Here is a 23705-nt window from a genome sequence, read left to right on the forward strand (position 1 = left end):
ACAGTGACCGACGCCATTGAACTCCTCAAGACCCGCCGCTCGGTCAAGCCGCGCGAGATGACCGGACCCGGCCCCTCGCCGGCCGAGCTCGAGACCATTTTGACCATCGGCGCCCGGGTGCCCGATCACGGCAAGCTCGCGCCCTGGCGCTTCATCATTTTCGAGGGCGATGCCCGCCAGCGCGCGGGCGAGGTGATCGCCAAGGTCTTTGCCCGCAAAAATCCCGGCGCCCCCGCGGCAGATATCGAGACCGAGCGCAAGCGTCTCACCGATGCGCCGCTGGTGATCGGCATCGTCAGCTTCACCAAGCCGCATCCCAAGGTGCCGGCGTGGGAGCAGGAATTGTCGGCGGGCGCGAGCGTCATGAACATCGTGACGGCTGCGACCGCGCTCGGCTACGGTGCCTGCTGGCTCACCGGCTGGTTCTCGTTCGATCGCGACGTGCTGGACGGGCTTGGCCTCAAGGCGGACGAAAAGCTCGCTGGCCTCGTTCACGTGGGCAAGCCCACCAAACCGAGTGAGGATCGTCCGCGACCGGTCCTTTCTGAAATCGTGACGCGCTTTTAATCGATGTCTTGTTGACGCCTCTGATGTCTTGCGGCTTTGTTCCCGGCGAGGGAGGAAGCCCGGATGAAGCGTCGTGAATTTCTGGTCGGGGCCGCGATGGTGGCCGGTACGATGGCGCGAAGCCGTGCCGGCGACGTCCCCGCCCCCTCCGCCGACGGGCTGCGACGCATCACTTCGTTCTTCGAAAGCGAGGTGACCACCGGCCGCTTGCCCGGGGCCACGATCCTGATCCAGCAGCACGGCAAGCCGGTCTATTTCAAGCTGTTCGGCGTGCGCGACGTCAGGACCCGGCTGTCTATGACGCCGGACACGATCTTCGCCATCCATTCCATGACCAAGCCGATCACCAGTGTGCTTGCGATGATGCTGATCGACGAGGGCAAGCTCGCGCTCACCGATCCCGTCGCGAAATACATCCCCCTCTTCGCCGGCACGAAAGTGGGGATGGAGATCACCAAGCCCGACGGCTCGATGGCGCTCGAAATGGTGCCGCCTGTCCATCCGGTAACGATCCGGGATTTGATGCGGCACACATCGGGCATCACCTACGACTATATCGGCGGCAAATGGGTCGAACTTGCCTACAAGTCGGCTCACATCTTCGAGGGCCCCTTCAATAACAGGGAATTCGCCGACCGCATCGCCAGGCTGCCGCTGGCACGACAGCCGGGCACACTGTGGCGCTACGGTCATTCCACTGACGTGCTCGGCAGTGTCATCGAGATCATCACCAAGCAAACGCTGTACGATGCACTGAAGCAGCGCATCTTCGATCCGCTCGGCATGACCAGCACCAAATTCGTGCTGTCGACGCCGGACGAGATCGAACGCATGGCGCGGCCGCTGCCGAGCGACCCGATCCTGCTCGATGCCGAGCGCGAGCGTCTCGACCATCCGGAATGGCAATCCGGTGGCGGCGGCCTGCTCTCGACAATCACCGACTATCAGCGCTTTGCGCAAATGCTGCTCAACGGCGGTGAGTTCGACGGCAAGCGCTATCTCAGCCCGGCCGCCTTCAAGGAGATGACGACCGACCAGATCGGGCCGGGCTCCGGCGTTGAACGCGACTACTTCTATTTTCCTGGCGACGGCTTCGGTTATGGCTATGGCCTCGCAGTACGCACCGATCCCGGCAACGCAAAGCCGCCGCCGGCAGGTTCGATCGGCGAGTTGAAATGGGACAGTGGCAGCGGCACCTATTTCGGCGTCGATCCCAAGCTCGACATGGTCTACGTCCTGATGCAGCAGACCCAGAACGAGCGTGGCCGCATCACGCCGGCGTTCAAGGCACTGGTCTACGATTGCTACCCCGAAGAGTTACGCCGCCCGTGAGGCGCGCTGGCCGAAATCGGCCAGCAGCTTTGCGATGTCGGCGGCGGGCCGCGCCGCGCTGAACAGAAAACCCTGCACCTCGTTGCAGCCTTCGGCGCGCAGCCAGTCGAGCTGATCCTCGGTCTCGACACCCTCCGCGGTCGTGGTGATGTTGAGGCTGCGCCCAAGCCCGGAGATCGCGCGCACGATCGCGCCGCAATCGGGCCTCAGTGCCAGATCCTCCACGAAGGAGCGGTCGATCTTGATCTTGTCGAACGGGAAGCTACGGAGATAGCTGAGGCTGGAATAGCCGGTGCCGAAATCATCCATCGAAATGCTGACGCCGAGCTCGCGCAACTGATGCAGGATCGCGAGATTGGCATCGGTCTCGGCCAGAAAGATCGACTCGGTGATTTCGATCTCGAGCCGCTTCGGCGACAGGCCGGATTGCGCTAAGGCCGAGATCACCACCTGAACCAAGTTGCGGCTGCGGAATTGCGCCGGCGACAGATTGACCGCGACCTTGACGTCGGATGGCCACTTCACCGCTTCGGCGCAGGCCTCGCGCAGCACCCATTCGCCGAGCAGGGTAATCAGGCCGATGTCCTCCGCCACCGGAATGAACTCCGCCGGCGAGATCATGCCCTTGTCAGGATGACGCCAGCGCAGCAGCGACTCGAAGCCGGAGATGCGGTCGGATGCGATCGACACCAGGGGCTGGTAGTGCAGCTCGAACTCGCCATTGGCAAACGCACGGCGCAAATCGAGCTCCATATCGCGTCGCTTCTGCGCCTGGAGGTCCATCTCGCGCTCGAAGAAATGATGCACGCAGCCGCCGTCGGATTTCGCCCGGTACAGCGCCATGTCGGCGTTGCGCATCAACTCTTCTGAGGTCATGCCGTCGCCCGGCGACAGCGCAATGCCGATGCTGGCGCCGATCACCATCTCCTGGCCGTCGATGTCGTAGGGCGCTTTCAGCATGTCGATCAGCAGGGCTGCGCAGGCGCTGGCCTCGTTCGGCGAGACGTCGGCCGCCAGGATCACGGCGAACTCGTCACCTCCGAGACGCGCTGCGAGATTGGCGCCGCGGACCGCGGTGGTGAGACGCTCGGCCACCTCCTTGAGCAGGCGGTCGCCCGCCGGATGTCCGAAGGAGTCGTTGATGTTCTTGAACAGGTCGAGGTCGATATAGAGCACACCGACGCGCTTGCCGATGGCCTGGTCGAGTGCCTGCTTCAAGCGCTCCTGGAAATATTCCCGGTTCGGCAGATCGGTGAGCCCGTCATGATGGGCCATGTGCGCGATCCGTGCCTCGGCCTTGCGCCGCTCGGTGATGTCGACCACCGCGACCAGATAGCCGTCGCGTTCGTCGAAGACGACGCGGCGGCCGAAGGTCAGCACCTCGATCTCGCTGCCGTCGGCACGCAGATGCCGCCAGTTGCGCGAGGAATGATAGGCGTCGCCGACGCGCTCGAGCGCCTCGGCATGGCTGTCCCATTCGTCCTGCGGCCAGATCTCGGGCAATGTCATGCGCAGGAATGCCGTGCGACTGTAGCCGTAATGCTGGATCGCGGCGTCGTTGACGCCGAGGAACTGCTTGGTGTCGGCATCGAACACCCACATCGGCATCGGGTTGTTGTCGAACAGCAGGCGGAACGAGGCGTCGCGGCGCTTCAGCGCGGTGACATCCGAGATCGTCAGGGAGACGACGTCGGCGAAGGCGGTGGCGCTGAACCGGAGGTAACGGCCCTCGTGCTCGATCTCGAGCTGCTCGCCACGGCCGCCGGAGACGGCTTTGAGCAGAAAATTCATGATCTCGGGTGAAGCCAGCAACATGCTGCTCTCACCGATCCGCCGCCACAGCAGGCTTCCGCCTGCGATCTGCAGCAGCAGACCGGCGCTCTTGTTGTGGTGCACGACCTGCAGATCGAACGGCGCACCGCTGGCGTCGCGCAGGGTCGCCAGCGACACCACCGCGTCATCAGTCGACGCGAAGATTGCGTCGAGCAGATTATATTGCGCGCCGCGTTCGTTGACGTAGGCGCCGACCAGCGTCGCGCCCCAGCGCGAGGCCGTGGGCAATGCCAGCACATCGTAGGTCCGGACCATGCCGTCGCGCACGCAATGAGCGCTGGCCTGGTGCGGCTGTCCGTTCTTGAGCGCGCTTGCCACCGCTTCCGACAGCGCGGTGGCGCAATCCGGCGACAGCTCGGCGACCGGAATGTCCCAACGCTCCTCGCCAAGCCATTTCTGCACGTAGCGTCCGCTGCGCGAGAGTTCGAGCGCGTCGTCCCCCTTGAGCAACGCGATATGGTCGGCGAGCCGTCCGAGGCTGCCGAGCATCACGTCCTCATAGCGCGGCAACCGGTCGCCCGGCTTCAACGCGGCACGCCATTTGCGCTGAAGCACCGGGATATCGTCAAACATTTCGGTGGCCGGTTTGCCCGGCATCTTCTTCGCGGCACTCATTGCAGTCCCCAACGCACTTTCCCCGCGCATCCAAATGCCGGCCCGCTTAATGGCGTGTAAAAGGGACGCAGGCGCGGTTCCCCTTGAGCGATTATGACAGTTTTAAGTCGCGCGTTGGTTAGTCGGCGTTAGAGACTATGACAGTCGTTTGAAAAAGCGATGTGTTGCTGTCGCCGTCATTGCGAGCGCGACTTGTAGGATGGGTAGAGCGAAGCGAAACCCGTCAACGGTTCTTCCGCGCGAAAACATGATGGGTTTCGCAAGTGCTCTACCCATCCTACGCCGCTGGGCATGAGACCAGAGTTTTCGGCGCCAGCTGTTTCCACAGCGTCATTGCGCGCAGCGAAGCAATCCAGAATCTCTCCGCGGCGATACTCTGGATTGCTTCGTCGCAAGAGCTCCTCGCAATGACGGAGCAAGCAGACACATCTTCGCATCCTCGCGGCGCATCTCGCCCGAGCTTTGCTTCATCGCCTCACCCTCAATTGAAAGAGGGCGCAGGGAAGACCGGGTGCCGGCTGGCACCCGCGGTCCACTGTGCGATGGTTGCGCTACAAGAATCTGCACAGCGGCATACAGGTGAAGCCTGAACATCCGGCCTTCCCTGCGCAGTGGTTTGACGGCTTATGTCGTGATCTCCCCGAGGAGCGATGCACTATTGCCCCCGTCGCCTTGCGGATGACCGATTACGCATGCCCGGTCGGGCCACACGCATCACCACGAGACTTGGCGCACAGGCTCCGGGCGCCAGGACCACACGATTTTGCCGTACGCAGATCACACCGGTCGTGCGCGCGACGTTTTCGCTCACGGTTGCCCGCCCTGCAAAACCCTTCGCGCCGATGTGACCCACGTCCACCGCCGTCCGGCCCGCGTTCGTGACGATCGCGATACGCCCCTCTTCCTTGGGCCGGGTTGCGCGACACATACGCCGTTTCCGAATTTCGGTAAAGTGGAATATTTTTGACCGCGTGGATTGCCCCACCCCTAGCGTGTTTTGCCCGTCGGGCAACGCAAGGTCTCGTAGCCCGGATGGTGCGAAGCGCAATCCGGGCTACGAAGCGCGCCGCTAGTCCTCGCTCGCGGCCGCGGACCGATTGCGCAAATGGGCCTGCGACAACAGGAAGAACAGCGCCCGCTCGCCATAATATTTGGCGGACGGCCGCGTGCGCTCGAAGCCATCGGCAAATACCTTGCCGGACTGGTCAGAGACCTGCCACCGCCAACCGAACCGTTTGCGCCTGGTAAGGATCACTTCGAACATGCCGACGCGCTTGGTCCCCTGCTCCTTGCCGGTCGCGCAGCACCAAGGCTGCACCGGCCTCCCCCATTGGACGGATGTCCGACATATAACCCAGCAGGATGGAAAGCGAATTAAATTGAATATCGGAAATACGTATCTTGCACCGGTTATGACGAAGTCGCACCTCGTCGGGAATAAGCCGATGCCGCCGGTGTTTTTGAATCCCTCGGCGGCGGAGTTTGGTAGCGCTTACAGCGATACACAGGACGGAAATGTCCGGTAAGCGAACACTCACCGGACATTCACAACACCGGCGTCACTTTCCGCGCTGTCGCGATCTCGCCGCGCAGATTCGCCTGATTGCTCTTGCGTGCGCTGGATGAGAAGCGCGCTCCGCTCTCGTGCCCCGGACGCAGCGCAACGCGCGTGAACGCGCTGATGATGCCGGACCGCGTCCGGCACACGAAACTAGCGCGCGACGACTTCGACTTCGCCGTCGACACCGTTCACGACGTTGAAGCCGCGCTCGTAGACCTTGCCTTCGTTCTTGGCGATGGCGCGGTATTCGCCTTCGGAGAGCACGACGCGCGGGAAGGCGCCGATCGATTCCTTGATCACGTCGCCGCCGGGCGTCAGCACCGACCAGGCGGTGTTGGCGAGCGCCTCGCCGCCCTTGTCGCTGACGAGCTTGAGCGTGATCACGGCGGCGCGGTGGGTGATGGTGACGTCGGTGAGCTTGCCGGCCTGAACGCGGATGTCCGAGCGCACCACGGAGTTGGCGTCGCCGTAATTGGAGATGATGTAGTAGGTGCCCTCCGGCAGCAGCACGACGTCGCCGGCGGCGACGTTCGGCACCAGCGAAGCGCGCTCGCCGGATTCGAACTGGCTGCCCTTGTAGATCGCAAACGAGATCTGGTTCAGCGGAATGCGGCTGGTGCCGACGCGGCCTTCGATGCGCAAGCCCCCGGCCGGCAGCACGAAGGATTCGCGGTCGGTCTCGGCTTTCAGGCTGACGGTGCGCACCGCACTGACGAGGCCGAAGGCGACGTGCACGACGTAATTGCCCGGCGGCAGCACGATGTTGGGCGTAGCGCTGCGATCCTCGCGGATCAGCTTGAAGGTGCCGTTCTCGTCGGGACGATCGGCAAACACCCGCCACACCAGGCCGCTGGTGATCGCAGGCGTGTCCTTGCCGTATTTCGCAGTCAGCGACAGCACAGCCTGCCCGGGGGCGGCCGCGTTGAGAGGTGCTGCCGGCGGAACGTTCGTCACGGCGGGCGGCATGCTGGGTGTGTTCGGCTGCGTCAGGGTCGGCGGCAAGCTCGGAGGCGGACCCGCGCCCGGACCGGAGGGCGGCGCCAGGCTGACCGCGCCGCCGGGATCGGGCACCGAAGCCGGGGGCACCGGCGGCGGCCGATCCGAGAAAAGCTGGGCCTGTGCGGCATTCTGGCCGAGGCCAATGAGGCACGCGGCAAGGACAAGCGCCGGCAGCAGCCTGCCGCCGCGCCGCCATCCGATGATGCCGTCACCCCCGAGAGTCATGCCCTCTGCTTTTCACCGAAAACGCGGCAAATTCAAGCCTCTGAAACCCCAAGAAATACGGTCCGGGCAGTTCTATGGAACCGGTTTGACGCTTGGGTGATTACATCAAAGGCAACCGGCTCCCGCCATACTCCTGCCCCCTGCGTCCCGAACGCTATAAACCAAGCTTTGCCGTCGTTCTGGCGAAGCGGAAGCGCGGCGCCTACTCTGGAGTGAGGACGGCCCGGAGTAGGAGAGTTTCGGTGCTGGATATCTTGAAGGGTCGCGGCGTGAAGGGCGCGAACGGAGAAAAAGTCGGCCTCGGCAGCATCCGCCGGCCCGTGATCGGCCTGGCGCTGGGCGGCGGCGCGGCGCGCGGCTTTGCCCATATCGGTATCATGAGGACGCTGCTGGCCAACGGCATCGTGCCCGATGTCGTGGTCGGAACCTCAATCGGCGCGGTGGTCGGCGGCCTTCATGCGGCCGGTCGTCTCGATACGCTCGAAGAGTGGGGCCGCAGCCTGCAAGGCATGCGCAACATCCTCGGCTATCTCGACATCCGTCTCGACGGCTCCGGCCTGATCGGCGGCGAGAAGCTCGCCATCCGGCTCGAGGAGGCGGTGGGCCAGACCCTGATCGAAGACCTTCCGATCAAGTTCGCAAGCGTCGCGACCGAGGTCCGCACCGGCCACGAAATCTGGCTGACGCACGGCCGTGTCGTCGAGGCGATGCGCGCCTCGTATGCCCTGCCCGGCATCTTTTCGCCGGTGATGATCGGCGATCGCTGGCTGGTCGACGGTGCGCTGGTGAACCCGGTGCCGGTTTCGGCGGCGCGGGCGCTCGGGGCCGAAATCGTCATCGCCGTCAATCTGTCCACCGACGTCTTCACCCATTCGACGACAATCTATCAGCACGGTGCGAGGCCCGCGCCGGCTGCCCAAGCCATTGCGGAGACTCCGGCCAAGCGGCGCTTTCCGCGCTTCTTCTCGCCGGAGAAAACCGTCAAGCGCGAGTTCTTCGGCAGCGCAGGACGTCCCGGCATCTCCTCGGTGATGATCGACGCCTTCAACATCATGCAGGACCGCATCACCCGCGCGCGGCTCGCCGGCGATCCGCCGGACCTCCTGATCACGCCACGGGTCGGCCAGTTCGGCTGGTTCGACTTCCATCGGGCCGAGGACCTGATCGCGCACGGCACCCGTGCCGCCGAGCGCGCGCTGGAGTCGATCCAGGAAACGATCGACGTGCTGGCGCCGACGGCCGAAGGCGCCACGCCGAAAGCGGTAGAGTAAGCCTGGCGAATAAGCCGGCTCAGGCCGTCTTGATGTAGTCGCGCAGGGCTTCCTGCTCGGACTCGTATTCCTGGACCCGGCGCTTGACGATGTCGCCGATCGAGATCAGCCCGACCACCTTGCTGTTATCCAGCACCGGGAGATGGCGGAACTTGCCCGTGGTCATCATCTCCATGAGCTCGGCGACGGTGTCGGTCTCCCTGCAGGTCACGACCTTGCGGGTCATGACCTGAGACACCGGCTCTTCCAGCACACCGGCACCGCGCTCGCCGAGCACGCGGACGATGTCGCGCTCGGACAGGATGCCCTCGAGCCGGCTCTGGTCCATGACCAGCACCGCGCCGATCTTCTTCTCGGCGAGCAGCTTGACCGCGGCAGCCAGCTTGGCGTCGGGCGCGACGCTCATGATCTGGTGGCCCTTGGTATTGAGGATGGAACGTACCGTCATTGTCGCCTCCGTGAATCGGACCCGTCCGCTTTGCACGGTCCGGACTTGTTCGCGAGTCTTCAACTAACAGTTTCGGCGCCGGTTCACCTTCAGGCGCTTTGCGAAGCGCAGCTTCTAGGAGCTTGCTGCTTCGGAACATTCTTCCCGCGAATGATGGATGAATTCGGGCCGTGCCGCAAGCGCCGCTTCAAATACCGTTTGAAATGTCCTGTGATGACGCATCCGCAGCATCATCGTTTCGCGGGCGCGGCACGGGGTCGAACAGCGCGAACAGCAGCAGCCCTGCGAAGAAGCCGCCGATATGCGCTTCCCAAGCGACACCCGCGCTGTCGCTTTCGACGCCGATGGCACCGACGCCGAAGATGATGTTGAGGGCGAACCACACGGCCAGGAAGCCGACGATGCGCCGGTCGCGCAGTGCCTGCAACAGCGGCAGCGCCGGAACTCTGGCGGCGGTATCGGCGTCCGAACGGCTGAACGACAGGAAGCTGCCGCGCACGAAGGCGAACCGGATCGCAGCGGCCATCGCGCCCGACACCGAGGCCGAGGCGCCGATCATCGGCACCACCGCGTGCTCGTGGGTGACGAGATGGGCGAGCGCACCGGCGGCGGCCGTCACCGCCAGGAACACGAAGAAGCGCACCGCGCCAAAGCGCCGCGCCAGCGCGCTGCCGAACGGCAGCAGCCACAGCACGTTGAAGGCGAGATGGGTGAGATTGGCATGCAGCAGCGAATAGGTGACGAAGGTCCAGACCTTGGCACCGGCGCCACCCTCGAATTGCAAATTGACGAGCGAGGAATCGTAGCGCTTCGGGATGAAGCCGAAGACGTCGATGGTCCAGTTCTCCAGCTCCGGCGGCAGCAGCACCCGCAGATGGATCGCCGCCAGCAGGACGACATAGGCCGTCAGCGGCAACGGCAGCGTGAGGATCGGCTCGCGCGGGGCCTCTTCGACGACGGCCGGCTGGTCTGACGGTGGTTGTGGCGGGGAATCCAAGGCGGTTCGCTTTCAGGCGCGATCGAAGCAGCAGCTTGGAGATAGTCGCCTTTACCGGCCTTGCGCAAGTGCACAAAAGGAAAAGGCAGGGCCCTGGAAAGCCCTGCCTGTCCGTGTCGGCCTTCCCGGCATGACGGAAGAAAAAGGTGTATCCCCACCCCTCCCCGCGACCAGTGACCAAACTGTTTGACGCCCGTGTACAGGCCTCGCCGAGAACCTGGAAGAGAGCGGCGAGGCTTGCGACCTCGACCACCCTAGCAGCCGCGACGCGGTGCGAAAGCGCATAGTTAATTTAACGTTAACGACGCAAAGGCAGCGCGCGCGAGGCCAAAAACGCGCCCCCGGCATGGACGCTGCAATTCCCCTCCTGCACAACAACACAGGGATCTCAGGTGCACTGAAGCGGGACAGGGTTGTCCCATGAGGTTGCGCCGAGGGGTAAGCGTTCAGTCATGAAACATCCGTCGAGCCGCGCGTTCTTCGCGTATTGGGACAAGAAGCGCGGCAGTGCGCGGGCACCTGACAGGGCCGATATAGACCCGGCCGCCGTGCGCGAGCTGCTCGGCGACATCTTCGTCCTGTCCTGCGAGCCGAAGCTCGGCTTTCCCTTCCGCGTCGCCGGCACCCGCGTCTGTGCCCTCGCTGGCCTCGATCTCAAGGACCAGAGCTTTGCCGCGCTGTTTACGGAAGGTTGCCGTAGCGAGATCGCGGAGATAGCGACCATCGTCGCCGACGAGACGCTCGGCGCCATTGCCGGTATCACGGCCACGCGCGAGGACGGCAGCAAGGCTCATCTCGAGCTGCTGCTGCTGCCCTTCAACGCTCGCCCGCACACGCCGGTCAGCGTGACTGGCGTGCTCGCGCCGTTCGACGACGAATGCGGCGCGCTCGGCCCGTTCACCGTCACCTCCTGGCGCTATCTGCACCAGCCGGAGAAATTGTTGCCGCGCGCGATCCGCAAGCTGCAGATCGCACGCGGTCTGATGGTGTATGAAGGGCTGCGGTAGTTTTCGTGTCGTTGTATGCGACCGCTGCGACCTCGATGCCGCCTCTCACCTGGATGACACAACCATGTCCGACATCATCAATTTCGGCTCGCTTCAGCTCCGCTTCCTGCACAGCAAGGACGACACCGATGGCAACGTCGACATCTTCGAAATGACGCTACAGCCGAATGCGCGGATGCCGATCCCGCACTATCACGACCGCTGGGACGAAACGATCTACGGGCTGTCCGGCGTCTCGACCTGGACGATCGACGGCGCGCAGACCGATCTTGGCCCCAGAGAATCCGTCTTCATCAAGCGCGGCGTCGTGCACGGCTTTACCAACCGTTCGACGGAGCCGGCGACCTGCCTGTGCATCCTGAGCCCCGGGGTGCTGGGACCGCAATATTTTACGGAGATGGCCGCGCTCGTGACGACCGGCACGCCACCCGATCCCGCGAGGATGAAAGAGACGATGCTGCGCTACGGTCTGGTACCGGCTCCGCCTGCGTAAAGGGCACGATGTCAGGACAGGCTGCGTGGTACAACCCGTCCCGCGCATCTCGGAGATCGCTTACGGCATCGCCAGATGCCAGGCGCCGTTCAGGAAGCCGTCGCCGGTGACGTCGCCGGGCTTGGTGTCCTTGGCGAAAGTGTAGAGCGGCTTGCCCTTGTGCGCCCACTGCTTGGAGCCGTCGTCGCGGGTGATGATGGTGTAGCCGTCGCCGGCGGCATCGCTGGCCTCGGCCTTCAGCGCCGGCCAGTTTGTCGCACACGGGCCGTTGCAGGCCGACTTGCCGTCCATGTCCTTGTCGAAGGTGTAGAGCGACATGCCCTTGGCGTCGGTGAGCACGCTGCCCTTGTCGGTCTTGCCGGTCTTGGTCGGCGGCGCTGCGAAGGCAGCCGAGGTAAGCGCGAGCGTTGCCGCGAGCGTGAGCGCGAGGCGGATCGAGGATGTCGTCATGGTGTCTCCTGTCATGCAATTGGCTTGCACGAGGTAGGACGCCGCAATGCGCGCGGTATTCCTGAAACGGCGGTAAAGATATTTTTGGCTGCGCACATCAGCGCGGCGGAATAAATTACCGTGGTCGATACGGAACAGTCGAGATGAGCAAGCCGCATTGGCGCCGCGCACACGCCGAAGACATCGAAGCGATCAGCGCGATCGCGGCGCAAATTCATCCTGATCTCCCCGAGCGCCCCGAGGTGCTTTCCGAGAAGATGCGGCTTTATCCGGACGGCTGCCGCGTGCTCGCCGCCGGCGATGAGATCGCGGGCTATGGCCTCGCCCATCCCTGGATGCAGCAGCGCATCCCTCCGCTCGACCGTTTCCTTGACCGATTGCCCGACGCGGCCGACTGTCTCTATGTGCACGACGTCGCCGTGCTGCCCGACTTCCGCGGCGGCACGACGCGCGCTTATGTCGCGGAGATCGAGGAGCTCGCACGATCATCAGGCATCGCAACGCTTGCGCTGGTCTCGGTCTACGGCACGCGACCGCTATGGGAGCGTCTCGGCTTCCAAGGCATCGCCCCCGACGCGGCGCTGCGCGACAAGCTTTTGTCCTACGGCGCGAGCGCGACCTACATGCTGCGCGAGCTCGGCAAATAGCCCCTCCCCGCGCGGCGCGCCTCACGCGGGCGTGACGCCGGGCGCGTGTGTGTGCGTCGAACCGGTTTCGATCAGCCCCCGTCGAAGGACTGTGCGAGCCGTTCCGGTCTCGCCGAACCGAGGCTGGAGAATCCGCATGAAACTCACATTGCGCCGAGCGGTTTTGATTGCATTCGCTGCAACGACCACGTTCACCGCAACCAGCGCCAACGCGCTGCAATACCGTACCTATGGCTGCGACGTCGCCGTCTTCGGCGGCTGTGGCGTCCTCAACCTGCAGGACCCGCCTGCACCGCGTCCCATCGTTCGCATCAACCGCGATACGTCACCGACCTACATGAAGCAGATCGACCCGCGCTACAGCTCGGCCATGCGTGATGCCGGCGGAGGTGGTGGAGGCGGCGGTGGTGGTGGAGGTGGTGGAGGTGGAGGAGGTGGCGGCGGTGGCCGCTGAGCTTACGACCCTTCAGATGATGTCGCCGGTGAAATCCGGCGACATCATTGCTGTCTGCGCTGACGGGCGGCCGCTCAACCGCGGTGCTTCTTCTTGCCCTTTTTTCCGGAGGCGCCCGGCCATTCGGTGACCGACGGCGCATGTTTGGCGTCGCCCGATTTGCTTCCGAATGTCTTGTCTTTCTTCCCAAATGCCGGCTTGCCGAATTTGCCGCCGTCATGAGGCTTGACGTGAGTCTTGTCGTAAGGTTTGGCGTGCGGCTTGCCATGGTGCTTGGCGTCGGGCTTTCCCCGCGGCCTGTCGTGCTGCTTCGGCCCGTTCGCGTTCCAGGGATCGTCGCTGCGGCGGGCAGCATGATCGTCGCCACCTTCATCGCGCTGCGGACCGCGTGAGCGCTTCTCGGCTGGCTCCTGCGCTTGCGGCGCACCCGTCATCGGCTCGAGGCGGATGCTGTCTTCCTTGTCCGGACGCTTGATCTTGGCAGCGAAGGATTCCGCAACCCGCTCGGAAATTTCGAACTCGGTCGTGGTGTCCATGATCTTGATGGCGCCGATGTCGCCCTTGTCGATGCCGCCACGACGGCAAATCATCGGCAACAGCCAGCGCGCTTCCGCATTCTTTCTTCGTCCGATGTTGGCTCGAAACCATACGGTGGGCTCGCCCATGCCATGCTTCGGCGACGATTTCCCCGATTTGGGTCGAGGCCTCTCGGAGCGGTCATCGCCGCGCGGCGTGCGATCGCCACGCGGCGCCCGATCATCGCGGTGACGATCGTCACGCGGCCGGCTGCTTCGCTCGCCGGGATCGAGAATGTCTTCCGGCGACGGCAGCCGTGCGCGATAGAGCCGTGCCAGCGCTGCGGCGATGTCCTCGGCCGACCGCTCGGCCAGCAATGCCTTCGCCAGCTCGAGATCGTCGGCGGACGTCTCCTCGGTGAACAACACGTCCTTCATGCGCTCATGATCGAGCTTGCGAATCTCATCCGCCTGCGGCGCCGTGCCCCAGTTCGCCTCGATGCCGGACAGATTCAACAAGACCTCTGCACGCCGCCGTCGTATCGGCGGCACCAGCAGAACGCTGACGCCCTTTCGTCCTGCACGTCCGGTGCGGCCTGAGCGATGTTGCATGACCTCCGCATCATTGGGCAGATCCGCGTGAATGACGAGGTCGAGGCTCGGCAGGTCGATGCCGCGGGCGGCAACGTCGGTCGCGACGCAAATGCGGGCGCGCCCGTCCCGGAGCGACTGGAGCGCCAGGGTGCGCTCGTTCTGCGTCAATTCGCCGGAGAGTGCGACGACGGAGAAACCGCGCTCCAGCAGTGCTGCCTGCAAATGCCTGACGGCATCGCGCGTGTTGCAAAACACCAGTGCGCTCGGCGACTCGTAGAAGCGCAACACGTTGACGACCGCGTGCTCGACATCGCCGGCAGCGACCCGGATGGCGCGGTACTCGATATCGGCGTGACCGCCCTCATCGCCCGCGACCTCGATCCGGAACGCCTGCTGCTGATACTGCTTCGCCAAGGCCACGATGCCGCGCGGAAACGTCGCCGAGAACAACAAGGTGCGGCGCGTGTCCGGGGTGGTCTTGAGGATGAACTCCATGTCCTCACGAAAGCCGAGATTGAGCATTTCGTCGGCCTCGTCGAGCACAACGACCTTCAATTCCGAGATGTCGAGACGGTTGCGCCGCAAATGATCGCACAGACGGCCGGGCGTGCCGACGACGATATGGGCGCCCGCGGCCAGCTCGCGCTGCTCGCGGCGCGGGTCCATGCCGCCGACGCAAGAGACGACGCGCGCACGCGCTTGCGCATAGAGCCATGTCAGTTCGCGCTGGACCTGCAAGGCGAGCTCGCGGGTCGGCGCGACGATCAAAGCCAGAGGCGCTGCGGCCTGCTCGAACTGCTCGGCACCATCAAGCAAATCCTTGGCCATGGCCAAACCGTAAGCGACGGTCTTGCCCGAGCCGGTCTGGGCCGACACCAGAAGGTCGCGGTCGATCGCATCCTCGCCGAGCACGGCGAGCTGAACGGGGGTCGGTGAATCGTAATTGCGCTCAGCCAAGGCACGGGCGAGCGGCGGGGTCAGGGCCGGAAAGGACACGGAATGGAAAACCTTGGTTGGTCCGGGGGCGCGGAACGGAAAGCCGAGGGGCCCGCAGTCACTGCAGAAGGCCCGGTCACACCCATCATGATTTTGATTTGGAGGCTCTTTACGCCAGAAGCGGCCAAATCACCATGGCTTTGATGCATGGCATTGGCGACAGGGTGAACAAGCCCGGGATGCTCGGCCCCGCATTTTTGGCCCGCTTTGACGCCTCCAACGCGCTTTTGGGCTGAAACGGCGGACTTTTGCGGTCATCTCGTCTAAATTGTGCGCGATCGGAGGTGCCAGGGATGCATCCATGACCTCGTCGGGCCGACGTCAGTGCGGCGACTGCACGCTTTGCTGCAAGGTAATGGCGATCGAGGCGCTCGCCAAGCCGACGGGCATCTGGTGCGCTCATTGCAAGCCCGGCCGCGGCTGCGCGATCTACGCCAACCGGCCTGCCGAATGCGAAAGCTTCAGTTGCCTTTGGCTCGTCAACGACCTCCTGGACGAGCGCTGGAAGCCGAGCCGCTCCAAGCTGGTTCTGACCACGTCCGAGGACGGCGTCGAGATCCGCTGCGACCCGGGCTCTCCCAATGCCTGGCGCAAGGAGCCCTACGCCAGCGAGATCCGTGCCTGGGCCGAGGAAGGCGAGCGCAACGACATGACCGTCGTCGTGATTGTCGGCCAGCGCATGATCCTCGTCACGCCGGAGCGCGAGTTCGATCTCGGCATCGTCGGAGCGGATGAACGCATCGTGCGCGAGTTGGAGGGTACCAAGGTGGTGGGCGCGACGGTGGTGAAGGCGGGTGAGCTTGATGCCTCCTCAGATGTCGATGGAGCGGGATCGGCCGGTTGACGGATACAAGTCTTGCCGCGGCGGCCGTTCGATCCCAAATCTTGCCTCACGAGAGCGGAATACGGGAGAGCACATGGCCGACAGCATATCGCTTGCCGACAAGCTCGCGACCTTTCAGGAGTTCTGGTCGCCGCGCACGGTCACGACGTTCAACGGTTGCGACGTGATGGTGGTGAAGGTGAAGGGAGAATTCACCTGGCACAAGCACGACGACACCGACGATTTCTTTCTGGTCCTGAAAGGCGTGCTGGACATCGAGTTGCGGGACCGCACCGTGACGCTCGGGCCGGGCGAGCTCTATGTCGTGCCCAAGGGCGCCGAGCACCGTCCGGTGGCCCGCGAGGAGGTTCACCTGATGCTGATTGAGCCGACGGGCACGCCGAACACAGGCGACAAGGCCACCGCCGCAGCGCGCAAGCTCGCATAGAAGGTGCGATTCTAATCCTTGGAGGTCACGAGCCTGCTGAAGCTGCCAGCGAGCCTTGCCTTGGTCCGCACCACAGAATCTTTTGCCGAGTGGCTCAAGGCGCGGATGGCGCGCCAGGCTTCGGTCGCCTGCAGCCATGCCTTGATCTCGGTGAACTTCCCGTACACCCACGCGAATGCCGGAATCCGCATCAGCTTGTCGCGCGTAAGATGGAACAGGCGCTCGACCAGCACGAGCTTGAGCAGTTCGCAACCGACAAACGCCGCCACACCGCTGAGGAACTGGCCGGTTGCGACGAGGTACGCGGCCAACGGCTTGATCGGCTCCAGAATGATCACGGGCACGGAAAACAGCGCCAGCGACGGATAAGGCGGCAGCGATTTGATCCAGGCGCGCAGCCGCTTGAATTCGAAACGCCGCGCAAGCCAAGCCGAGATCGGACGCGCCACGGCCATGAACACTGCATCCACCAGGAAGTAGATGGCTGCCAGGACGTATGTGACGGGTTTCAGGATTCGCTTCACAACAACTCTCCCGCCAACTGAAAGCCGGAACCTTGACCTAAGTTTCACCGCGACGTGAATAAGTCGAGGATTCCCTGAGGAACTTTTGGGGCAGTCACCCTGCCCCACCTTAGATTTCGGCATGGATCTCCTGATTTATCGCGATGGACGGCATTGCCTATCCCACCAATTCCGGCCACGGCACGATGGTCGACTTCACCGTCTTCATCGCCATCGCGTCCTTCACGGCTCGCGCGACGCCGTCTTCCGTGAACGGATAGATCGTTTGCATCTTCAGCCAGGGATATTTGTCGCGGGTGCGATAGAGCATGTCGACACCGAGCGGAAGATCGTTGCCGGTAAAGCCCCATGACCCCAGCACGTTGAGGTCCTTGGTGCAGATGCGGTGCCAGGAGGTCTCGATCGAACCGGCGTCGGTGAACTGGCCCATCTCGACATAGGTACCGCCGTCACGCAGCATCTCGATGCCTTCGGGGCCGGCGGTCGGATGGCCCGAGCAGTCCATCACCAGATCGGCGCCGAAGCCACCGACGATCTCGCGGACGCGCGCGATACGATCCTGCGGCGATGTGATCTCCTCGATGTTCACGGTCGCTTCCGCGCCGAACTCGCGCGCGAGCTTGAGCCGCGGCTCTTCCGGCGCACCGACGCAGATGACGCGCCCCGCTCCCATCTCGCGGGCGGCCGCAACCGCCAAAATGCCGATCGGGCCCGAGCCCTGGATCACCACCGTGTCGGCCCAGGTGAAGCCGCCGGCGCGGGTCGCACGGTTGAACGCGCGGATGCAGGAGGTCAGCGGCTCAGACAGCGCGCCAAGGCGCAGCGACATATCGTCGGGCAGCTTGTAGATCTTGGTGCCCGGCAGCATGTCGAGATCGACATAGACATATTCGGCCCATCCGCCCCACATGTGCGGCGCCTTGTCGAAGCCGAGATAGCGGCCGTAATAGACCGGAGTCAGGCATTTGTTGGCGGTCTGCGGATAGTGGATGCAGTAATAGCATTTGCCGCACGGCATCAGCGGCGGGATCATCACCTTCGATCCGAGCTTGAGCGGCTTGCTCATGAAATCCTCGGTGAATTCGTCGCCGCATTCGACGATGACGCCGCCAATCTCGTGGCCAAGCGTGAACGGCCAGGGCAGCGGCTTCGGCCAGTGACCTTTCAGGATGTGCAGATCGGTGCCGCAGACACCGCACGCGCCGATCTTGATCAGCGCACCCTTGCGGCCGACCTTCGGCCACGGCACGGTCTTGATCACGGGCTCCGAGCCCGGTCCGGCGTGGGTGCAGACGCGGATCTGTTGCATGACTGTTTCCTCGCGGCTCGCTTGTTGTGTTTTGGTGGTGCGGGCTCGCGATCAGCCTATGACAGCCCTGCGACATTGGAAATACCAACGCAGGCGTTGACACGCCGCAGTTGTGTCCGCAGGTTGCGTGCACCGGAGTGATGCCTGCTTCGGACTTTCGCGGCGCGCCGCTCTCAGCCAGGATCAATCGATGGAGACGCGACCGGGCTCGGAACGAATTCTTGTAGCGCCTGATACCGATCCGCTGGACGGAGACGTGCGATGGGCGCCGGGGAAGTCGCTGTGGCTGGCGGGCATGACGGCGTCCGCCCTTCTGCTTGGCTCGCTCTGCTTCTCCTGGTCGGCACTCGCACTCTTCCTCGCGACCAGCGCTGTCACGCTTTGCGCCGGACATTCCGTCGGCATGCACCGCAAGCTGATTCATGCGAGCTTCGACTGTCCGCTCTGGCTCGAACATCTCCTCGTCTATCTCGGAACACTCGTCGGCATGGCAGGCCCGTTCGGCATGATCCGCCTGCACGATTTCCGCGACTGGGCACAGCGCCAGCCGGCGTGCCACGACTATTCCCGCCATCACGCCGGCTTCTGGCGCGATGCGTGGTGGCAATTGCATTGCCGCCTGGTGTTGCGCCGTCCGCCGGACTTCAGACTCGAACCTCGGCTTGCGGGCGATCGGTTCTACGCCGTCGTCGAGCGCACGTGGATGTTGCAGCAATTGCCGTGGGCCGCGCTCTTCTTCGCTCTGGGCGGACTGGGCTGGGTCGTTTGGGGCATCTGTGTGCGCGTGAGCGTCTGCGTGACCGGACACTGGCTGGTCGGTCACTTCTCTCATACCCGGGGCGATCAGGTCTGGATTATCGATGGCGTTGCCGCGCAGGGATACAATGTCCGCCTTGCCGCACTGATCAGCATGGGCGAAAACTGGCACAACAATCATCACGCCTATCCCGGCTCGGCGAAGCTCGGACTTTTGCCGGGCCAGGTCGATCCTGGCTGGTGGCTGATCCGGTCGCTGGAAGCTGTCGGACTGGTCTGGAATGTCAGGACGCCGCACAATATGCCGGAGCGGCCCGGCTTGCGGCGGCTGACCGAAGCCGAGCTGCGCGATGGGGTCGCCGATGCTGCGTGATCATCGCGGTCACGATGCCGAGGCGATCGTGCCCGTCGCGCTGGCTGCATGCCTGCTACAAGCTCCACAGTCATCCTGACGCACCAGCGTCGCAAGGCGAGCCTCGAAAGGATGGGCTACACCCCGCTCGCGGCTCATCCTTCGAGGCGCGCAAGAGCGCGCACCTCAGGATAACGGCGGAGCTCGTGGTGCCAACGCATGGCTGGCGTCCCACACACCCAATTGTCTTGAGCACCCGCCAGCGAACGTGTATGGCCGCAACAGTTCTTTCCAGGTGCCCCCTTGAACCCCCTCCCGCAAAATCCCATGGCCGCGTCCGGATCGTTCGCGGCGATGAAGTCCGTGCCGTACCGGTTGCAGTTCATCGCCTATGTGCTGGCGATGATGGCCGACAATATCGAGCACGTGATCAGCTATTGGGTGGTGTTCCAGAAATTCCATTCGCCGACGCTGGGCGGATTTGCCGTGCTGTCGCACTGGCTGCCGTTCCTGCTGTTCTCGGTGGTGGTCGGCGGGCTCGCCGACCGGTTCGATCCGCGCCGCATCATCCAGTGCGGCATGCTGCTGTTTATTGTTGCCTCCGCCGGATGGGGTTTCTTCTTCATCACCGACACGATCCAGATGTGGCACGCGATGCTGCTGCTGGTGATCCACGGCTGCGCCGGCGTCCTCTGGCAAACACCGAACCAGCTGCTGCTCTACGATCTCGTCGGGCCCGCCGACCTTCCGAGCGCGGTGCGGCTGAATGCGATGGCGCGCTATCTCGGCATTCTGGTCGGGCCTGCGGTGGGCGGTCTCATCATGCTGACGCTCGGCACCTCGCACGGCATCATCTTCAACACGCTGTTCTACCTGCCGATGCTGCTGTGGCTGTTCTGGGCGCCGGTGCGCGACAGCAGCGTCGCGGTACGGCGCTTCGCCGTGCGCGGCTTTGCGGACATCGTCGACACCATGCGCGCGATCGGCACCCAGCCGGTACTGACGGCGATGACGTGGTTGGCAGGCCTCACCTCCTTCATGATCGGCAACGCCTATCACGCGCAGATGCCGGGCTTTGCCGGCGATCTCGGCCATGGCGATCCCGGCGTGTCCTACAGCGTACTGCTCGCAGCCGACGCCGCCGGTGCGCTGCTCGCAGGCATTGCGCTGGAATCCTGGGGACGCCTGAAGGGCACGCCGCGCACCGCGATCCTGCTCGCGACGCTGTGGAGCGTGGCGCTGTTCGGCTTCGCCGCGGTACGGATCTATCCGGTTGCGATCGTGCTGCTGTTCTGTGCCGGCTTCTTCGAGCTGTCGTTCAACACCATGGCGCAGGCGTTGGTGCAGTTGAATGCGCCACCCGACATCCGCGGTCGCGTCGTCGGTCTCTATAATATGGCGGGACTTGGCATGAGGGCGTTCAGCGGGATCACCGTCGGCGTGTTCGGAGCGGCAATCGGCATTCATTGGTCGCTGGGACTATCTGCGGCAGTGCTGTTGGCGCTGCTGTGTCTGCTCTATCAGCGCGCGACGCGGAAGACGGAAGGTTGACTCTCGTCCCTCCTGACCGCACGCTCGAAAAGTGGGTTGGGGAGATCAGGCATTGCGCAATCGCTGGGCTATTCTTGCGATCCTGTTCGTCGTTCGCCTCACCATCGCGTTCCAGTTCCAGAGCGTGGCTGCGGTCGCGCCGCTGCTCGAAAAGACATTTGGCGTCGGGCTCGCCGATATCGGCCTCCTGATCGGCCTCTATTTCACCCCTGGCGTGGTGCTGGCGCTGCCGGGCGGCGCGATCGGGCGAACCCTTGGCGACAAGCCGACCACGATCGCGGCGCTGCTGCTGATGACGGCGGGCAGCCTGGTGATGGCGACCACCGAGATCTGGGGTTTGCAGATGGCGGGCCGGCTGGTCTCCGGCGCCGGTGGCGTGCTGCTGACGGTGCAACTCACCAAGATGGGCACCGACTGGTTTGCCGGCAAGGAGATCGCAACCGCGATGGCGATCTTCGTCAACTCCTGGCCGGCAGGCGTTGCGATCTCGCTGTTGGTGCTGCCGGCGATCGGCACCGCCTATGGTGCGGGCGCCGTGTTCATCGCGACCGGTGCACTGAGCGCGATCGGCGTTGCGCTGATCATGTTCTATCAGCCGCCGCCGGGCGCAATGGTCAGCGCGGCTGGATCAGGCAAGCTCGATCGCCTGGCGCTATTGGCGGTGATCGTCGCGGGCGCGATCTGGGGTCTCTATAATGTCGGCTTCGCGATGATCTTCTCGTTCGGCCCCTCCTTGCTGGCCGAGCGCGGCTGGAGCATCGCCGCGGCCGGCTCGGCGATCAGCGTCGTGATGTGGCTGTCGGTGATCTCGGTGCCGGCGGGCGGATACCTCGCCGATCGCTTCAAGCGGCCCTTCATATTGGCGATTGCGGCCAGCGTCGTGGTGGCCGCCCTGCTGGCCTGGCTGAGCCGGTCCGACGCCGTCATCACCATCCTCGTCCTGATCGGTCTGATCGGCGGCCATCCGGCCGGCCCGATCATGAGCCTGGCCGCCCGCGTGCTCGCCCCGGAGACCAGGGCGATCGGGATGGGCGTGTTCTACACTCTCTTCTATGCCGCGATGATGCTCGGACCGGCGGTAGCGGGGCGGCTGGCCAAATCGGCAGGAACGGCCGCGGTCGCGCTGGACCTCGGCGCACTGACGGTCCTGGCCTGCCCGCCGCTGATGTGGCTTTTTGAACGCATTGTTTCTGTGCGCGATAGGCGCGCCAAATCATAACGCGGCATTAACCCTATGCACCTTAGGGTCGTGGCGGACTCCGCCCGGGCGGGGGGTCGGGTAGTGAAAATGGCGTTGGCGAACAAAAAATTTCTTCCGGCCGCCGAGGAACGTCGGCGTTTCCAGCGGGTGAAGGTTCACCTGCTCGGCCGATACATGCTGCCGGATCGCCGTGAATTCCCCTGCCAGGTGATCAACATGTCGCCCGGCGGGCTCGCGCTGCTCGCACCCGGCATCGGCAATGTCGGCGACCGCGTGGTCGCCTATCTCGACCATATCGGCCGGGTCGAGGGCAAGATCACCCGGATCATCGACAACGGTTTTGCCATGACGGTGGGCGCCACGCCGCGCAAGCGCGACAAGCTCGCGGCCCAGCTGACCTGGCTCGCCAACCGCGACATCCTCAACCTTCCGGAAGACCGCCGCCACGACCGTATCGTGCCGCGCAACCCTATCGCGGTGCTGACGCTCGAGGACGGCACCAAGATGACCTGCCGTATCATCGACCTCTCGCTGTCCGGCGCGGCCATCGCCGCAGAGAACCGCCCGCCGCTGAAATCGACGGTTCTGCTCGGCCGGGTCCAGGGCCGGGTGGTCCGAAACCTCGAAGACGGCTTCGCGCTGGAGTTCCTGCACTCGCAGCCGATCGAGACTCTCGAAGAGAGCGTTACCGCGCGGTAAAGCGAAAGCGCGCCAAAACCGCTGCTTTTCCAAGCTCAAGGCGGCCTCCGCGATGCGGACGCCGCCTTTTTCGCGTCCGGCTGCGGTCTCGCGCCCGGTTAACGCGTGGGCTGCCTGAGCGTGCAAGCAGCAGTTCCGCCAGCGTTTGCTGCGTTAATCCCTACAATTTGAATCAATTGCAGTATTATCAAATTTTAGTCGAATTTTCTTCAAGTATAAATCGAATTCGCCGCGCCTTTTACTTGTATTCGTCTCGACTTGACTTGGCTGACTTAGCGCCAACTCAAAAGCTCCGTGCGCAATGTGGTCCCAACAAGAAACGGGGGCCGCAATGTTGGACTTCAGGGGACAGGGGAAGGCATTGGCACTTGCTGCCATGCTCTTCGGGATCAGCGCGGCAGCGCAGGCCGGTGAAAGCCGTCTGCTCTACGCGAGCCTCGGTGACACCACGCGTGCACCGATCGGCTGGGTCGAGTTTTGTGCAGAGAATGCCGCCCAGTGTCAGAGCGGGCCGACGCAGCCGCGCGACATCGTGATGTCGCAGACCGCGTGGCGCGACCTGACCAAGGTCAATCGCTGGGTCAACGAGACCGTCAAGCCTTTGACCGACCAGGACCACTGGGGCGTGATCGAGAAGTGGTCGCTGCCGACCGACGGTTACGGCGACTGTGAAGACTACGTGCTGATGAAGCGCAAGATGCTGATTGATGCCGGTTGGCCGCGCGAGGCCCTGCTCATCACCGTCGTGCGCGACAAGAAGGGCGAAGGACACGCGGTGCTGACGGTGAAGACCGACAAGGGCGAGTTCGTTCTCGACAACCAGAACGAGAGCGTCGTTGCCTGGACGGAGACCGGCTACCGCTTCGTCAAGCGACAGTCGCAGGCCGATCCCAACGTCTGGGTTTCGCTCGGCGATACCAAGCCGGCGGTCTCCACCGCCAGCGCAAGAGATCAGTAGGAACGAGACAACGAGTTACGCGACCCGGTCACATCCCCACCCCTCCCCGTCCCAGACCGGTTCGCGCGCGGCCAGCCATC

23 protein-coding genes are annotated in these 23705 nt (G+C 64.0%); 14 read left to right on the forward strand and 9 right to left on the reverse strand.

Annotated features, from left to right (window positions below; genetic code table 11):
- The first annotated feature begins 3 nt into the window (after positions 1-3).
- A complete protein-coding gene (locus K3F49_RS01810; protein WP_234679050.1) occupies positions 4-567 on the forward strand; it encodes a nitroreductase family protein in 564 nt (187 codons plus the stop codon).
- A gap of 63 nt (positions 568-630) precedes the next feature.
- On the forward strand, positions 631-1899 hold the full coding sequence (locus K3F49_RS01815; RefSeq protein ID WP_234679051.1) for a serine hydrolase domain-containing protein: 1269 nt from the start codon (positions 631-633) through the stop codon (positions 1897-1899).
- Here the strand turns inward: K3F49_RS01815 and K3F49_RS01820 are convergent.
- The 3 genes from K3F49_RS01820 to K3F49_RS01830 all read right to left on the reverse strand — a co-directional run bounded on the left by K3F49_RS01820 (position 1885) and on the right by K3F49_RS01830 (position 7132).
- Positions 1885-4347: a putative bifunctional diguanylate cyclase/phosphodiesterase gene (locus K3F49_RS01820; protein ID WP_234679052.1), complete on the reverse strand. Its 2463-nt coding sequence runs from the start codon at positions 4345-4347 to the stop codon at positions 1885-1887. The two genes, K3F49_RS01815 and K3F49_RS01820, sit on opposite strands and share 15 nt — an antisense overlap.
- Before the next feature lie 1069 nt (positions 4348-5416).
- Positions 5417-5665: a hypothetical protein gene (locus K3F49_RS01825; protein WP_234679053.1), complete on the reverse strand. Its 249-nt coding sequence runs from the start codon at positions 5663-5665 to the stop codon at positions 5417-5419.
- A gap of 393 nt (positions 5666-6058) precedes the next feature.
- Positions 6059-7132, reverse strand: coding sequence for a hypothetical protein (locus K3F49_RS01830; RefSeq protein ID WP_234679054.1), 1074 nt, complete (start codon positions 7130-7132; stop codon positions 6059-6061).
- Between the two features lie 242 nt (positions 7133-7374).
- Here K3F49_RS01830 and K3F49_RS01835 point away from each other — a divergent pair, with 242 nt between their 5' ends.
- Positions 7375-8403, forward strand: a complete 1029-nt coding sequence (locus tag K3F49_RS01835) for a patatin-like phospholipase family protein (RefSeq protein WP_234679055.1) — start codon at positions 7375-7377, stop codon at positions 8401-8403.
- A gap of 19 nt (positions 8404-8422) precedes the next feature.
- Here K3F49_RS01835 and K3F49_RS01840 read toward each other — a convergent pair whose 3' ends face one another.
- Both K3F49_RS01840 and K3F49_RS01845 read right to left on the reverse strand, forming a co-directional pair.
- A complete protein-coding gene (locus K3F49_RS01840) occupies positions 8423-8851 on the reverse strand; it encodes a CBS domain-containing protein (RefSeq protein WP_234679056.1) in 429 nt (142 codons plus the stop codon).
- Between the two features lie 187 nt (positions 8852-9038).
- Positions 9039-9848, reverse strand: coding sequence for a rhomboid family intramembrane serine protease (locus tag K3F49_RS01845; protein ID WP_234679057.1), 810 nt, complete (start codon positions 9846-9848; stop codon positions 9039-9041).
- A gap of 452 nt (positions 9849-10300) precedes the next feature.
- Between K3F49_RS01845 and K3F49_RS01850 the strand changes: the two genes are divergently transcribed.
- Positions 10301-10855 (forward strand): PAS domain-containing protein, encoded by a 555-nt coding sequence (locus K3F49_RS01850; RefSeq protein ID WP_234679058.1) that lies wholly within the window; start codon positions 10301-10303, stop codon positions 10853-10855.
- 64 nt (positions 10856-10919) lie between these two features.
- Positions 10920-11348 (forward strand): cupin domain-containing protein, encoded by a 429-nt coding sequence (locus K3F49_RS01855; protein ID WP_234679059.1) that lies wholly within the window; start codon positions 10920-10922, stop codon positions 11346-11348.
- A gap of 60 nt (positions 11349-11408) precedes the next feature.
- On the opposite strand, the gene K3F49_RS01860 is transcribed toward K3F49_RS01855, so the two are convergent.
- The gene (locus K3F49_RS01860; protein ID WP_234679060.1) at positions 11409-11798 is read right to left on the reverse strand and encodes a COG4315 family predicted lipoprotein; all 390 of its coding nucleotides are present in this window, start codon (positions 11796-11798) and stop codon (positions 11409-11411) included.
- 143 nt (positions 11799-11941) lie between these two features.
- Here K3F49_RS01860 and K3F49_RS01865 point away from each other — a divergent pair, with 143 nt between their 5' ends.
- Complete coding sequence (locus K3F49_RS01865; protein ID WP_234679061.1) at positions 11942-12445, forward strand: GNAT family N-acetyltransferase; 504 nt, start codon at positions 11942-11944, stop codon at positions 12443-12445.
- Positions 12446-12581: 136 nt separating this feature from the next.
- Positions 12582-12899, forward strand: coding sequence for a hypothetical protein (locus K3F49_RS01870; protein WP_234679062.1), 318 nt, complete (start codon positions 12582-12584; stop codon positions 12897-12899).
- A 74-nt stretch (positions 12900-12973) separates the two neighbouring features.
- Here the strand turns inward: K3F49_RS01870 and K3F49_RS01875 are convergent, their stop codons facing one another.
- A complete protein-coding gene (locus tag K3F49_RS01875) occupies positions 12974-15004 on the reverse strand; it encodes a DEAD/DEAH box helicase (RefSeq protein WP_234679063.1) in 2031 nt (676 codons plus the stop codon).
- 301 nt (positions 15005-15305) lie between these two features.
- On the opposite strand from K3F49_RS01875, the gene K3F49_RS01880 reads away from it, so the two are divergent.
- On the forward strand, positions 15306-15848 hold the full coding sequence (locus tag K3F49_RS01880) for a hypothetical protein (protein WP_234679064.1): 543 nt from the start codon (positions 15306-15308) through the stop codon (positions 15846-15848).
- A 73-nt stretch (positions 15849-15921) separates the two neighbouring features.
- Positions 15922-16275: a cupin domain-containing protein gene (locus K3F49_RS01885; RefSeq protein ID WP_234679065.1), complete on the forward strand. Its 354-nt coding sequence runs from the start codon at positions 15922-15924 to the stop codon at positions 16273-16275.
- 11 nt (positions 16276-16286) lie between these two features.
- Here K3F49_RS01885 and K3F49_RS01890 read toward each other — a convergent pair whose 3' ends face one another.
- Together K3F49_RS01890 and K3F49_RS01895 are read right to left on the reverse strand one after the other, a co-directional pair.
- On the reverse strand, positions 16287-16799 hold the full coding sequence (locus K3F49_RS01890) for a hypothetical protein (RefSeq protein ID WP_234679066.1): 513 nt from the start codon (positions 16797-16799) through the stop codon (positions 16287-16289).
- Positions 16800-16956: 157 nt separating this feature from the next.
- Entirely contained in the window at positions 16957-18108 is a 1152-nt protein-coding gene (locus K3F49_RS01895; protein WP_234679067.1) for a zinc-binding dehydrogenase, read from the reverse strand.
- 190 nt (positions 18109-18298) lie between these two features.
- Between K3F49_RS01895 and K3F49_RS01900 the strand changes: the two genes are divergently transcribed.
- The 5 genes from K3F49_RS01900 (at position 18299) to K3F49_RS01920 (ending at position 23625) form a co-directional block, all read left to right on the forward strand.
- Positions 18299-19237 (forward strand): acyl-CoA desaturase, encoded by a 939-nt coding sequence (locus tag K3F49_RS01900; protein WP_234679068.1) that lies wholly within the window; start codon positions 18299-18301, stop codon positions 19235-19237.
- A 306-nt stretch (positions 19238-19543) separates the two neighbouring features.
- The gene (locus tag K3F49_RS01905) at positions 19544-20767 is read left to right on the forward strand and encodes an MFS transporter (RefSeq protein WP_234679069.1); all 1224 of its coding nucleotides are present in this window, start codon (positions 19544-19546) and stop codon (positions 20765-20767) included.
- Positions 20768-20819: 52 nt separating this feature from the next.
- A complete protein-coding gene (locus tag K3F49_RS01910; protein WP_234679070.1) occupies positions 20820-21986 on the forward strand; it encodes an MFS transporter in 1167 nt (388 codons plus the stop codon).
- A 69-nt stretch (positions 21987-22055) separates the two neighbouring features.
- Complete coding sequence (locus tag K3F49_RS01915) at positions 22056-22667, forward strand: PilZ domain-containing protein (RefSeq protein ID WP_027536189.1); 612 nt, start codon at positions 22056-22058, stop codon at positions 22665-22667.
- Between the two features lie 331 nt (positions 22668-22998).
- Positions 22999-23625 carry a transglutaminase-like cysteine peptidase gene (locus tag K3F49_RS01920; RefSeq protein ID WP_234679071.1) on the forward strand — a complete coding sequence of 209 codons (627 nt, stop codon included), beginning with the start codon at positions 22999-23001 and terminating at the stop codon, positions 23623-23625.
- Positions 23626-23705: the final 80 nt, after the last annotated feature.

Source organism: Bradyrhizobium monzae (assembly GCF_021458635.1).
Taxonomy (GTDB): Bacteria; Pseudomonadota; Alphaproteobacteria; order Rhizobiales; family Xanthobacteraceae; genus Bradyrhizobium.

Coding starts and splice junctions, on each gene's coding strand:
- K3F49_RS01815 (WP_234679051.1), top strand. CDS start 631: ATGAAGCGTCGTGAATTTCTGGTCGGGGCCGCGATGGTGGCCGGTACG.
- K3F49_RS01820 (WP_234679052.1), bottom strand. CDS start 4,347: ATGAGTGCCGCGAAGAAGATGCCGGGCAAACCGGCCACCGAAATGTTT.
- K3F49_RS01830 (WP_234679054.1), bottom strand. CDS start 7,132: ATGACTCTCGGGGGTGACGGCATCATCGGATGGCGGCGCGGCGGCAGG.
- K3F49_RS01840 (WP_234679056.1), bottom strand. CDS start 8,851: ATGACGGTACGTTCCATCCTCAATACCAAGGGCCACCAGATCATGAGC.
- K3F49_RS01850 (WP_234679058.1), top strand. CDS start 10,301: ATGAAACATCCGTCGAGCCGCGCGTTCTTCGCGTATTGGGACAAGAAG.
- K3F49_RS01855 (WP_234679059.1), top strand. CDS start 10,920: ATGTCCGACATCATCAATTTCGGCTCGCTTCAGCTCCGCTTCCTGCAC.
- K3F49_RS01860 (WP_234679060.1), bottom strand. CDS start 11,798: ATGACGACATCCTCGATCCGCCTCGCGCTCACGCTCGCGGCAACGCTC.
- K3F49_RS01865 (WP_234679061.1), top strand. CDS start 11,942: ATGAGCAAGCCGCATTGGCGCCGCGCACACGCCGAAGACATCGAAGCG.
- K3F49_RS01870 (WP_234679062.1), top strand. CDS start 12,582: ATGAAACTCACATTGCGCCGAGCGGTTTTGATTGCATTCGCTGCAACG.
- K3F49_RS01880 (WP_234679064.1), top strand. CDS start 15,306: ATGACCTCGTCGGGCCGACGTCAGTGCGGCGACTGCACGCTTTGCTGC.
- K3F49_RS01885 (WP_234679065.1), top strand. CDS start 15,922: ATGGCCGACAGCATATCGCTTGCCGACAAGCTCGCGACCTTTCAGGAG.
- K3F49_RS01895 (WP_234679067.1), bottom strand. CDS start 18,108: ATGCAACAGATCCGCGTCTGCACCCACGCCGGACCGGGCTCGGAGCCC.
- K3F49_RS01900 (WP_234679068.1), top strand. CDS start 18,299: ATGGAGACGCGACCGGGCTCGGAACGAATTCTTGTAGCGCCTGATACC.
- K3F49_RS01905 (WP_234679069.1), top strand. CDS start 19,544: ATGGCCGCGTCCGGATCGTTCGCGGCGATGAAGTCCGTGCCGTACCGG.
- K3F49_RS01915 (WP_027536189.1), top strand. CDS start 22,056: ATGGCGTTGGCGAACAAAAAATTTCTTCCGGCCGCCGAGGAACGTCGG.
- K3F49_RS01920 (WP_234679071.1), top strand. CDS start 22,999: ATGTTGGACTTCAGGGGACAGGGGAAGGCATTGGCACTTGCTGCCATG.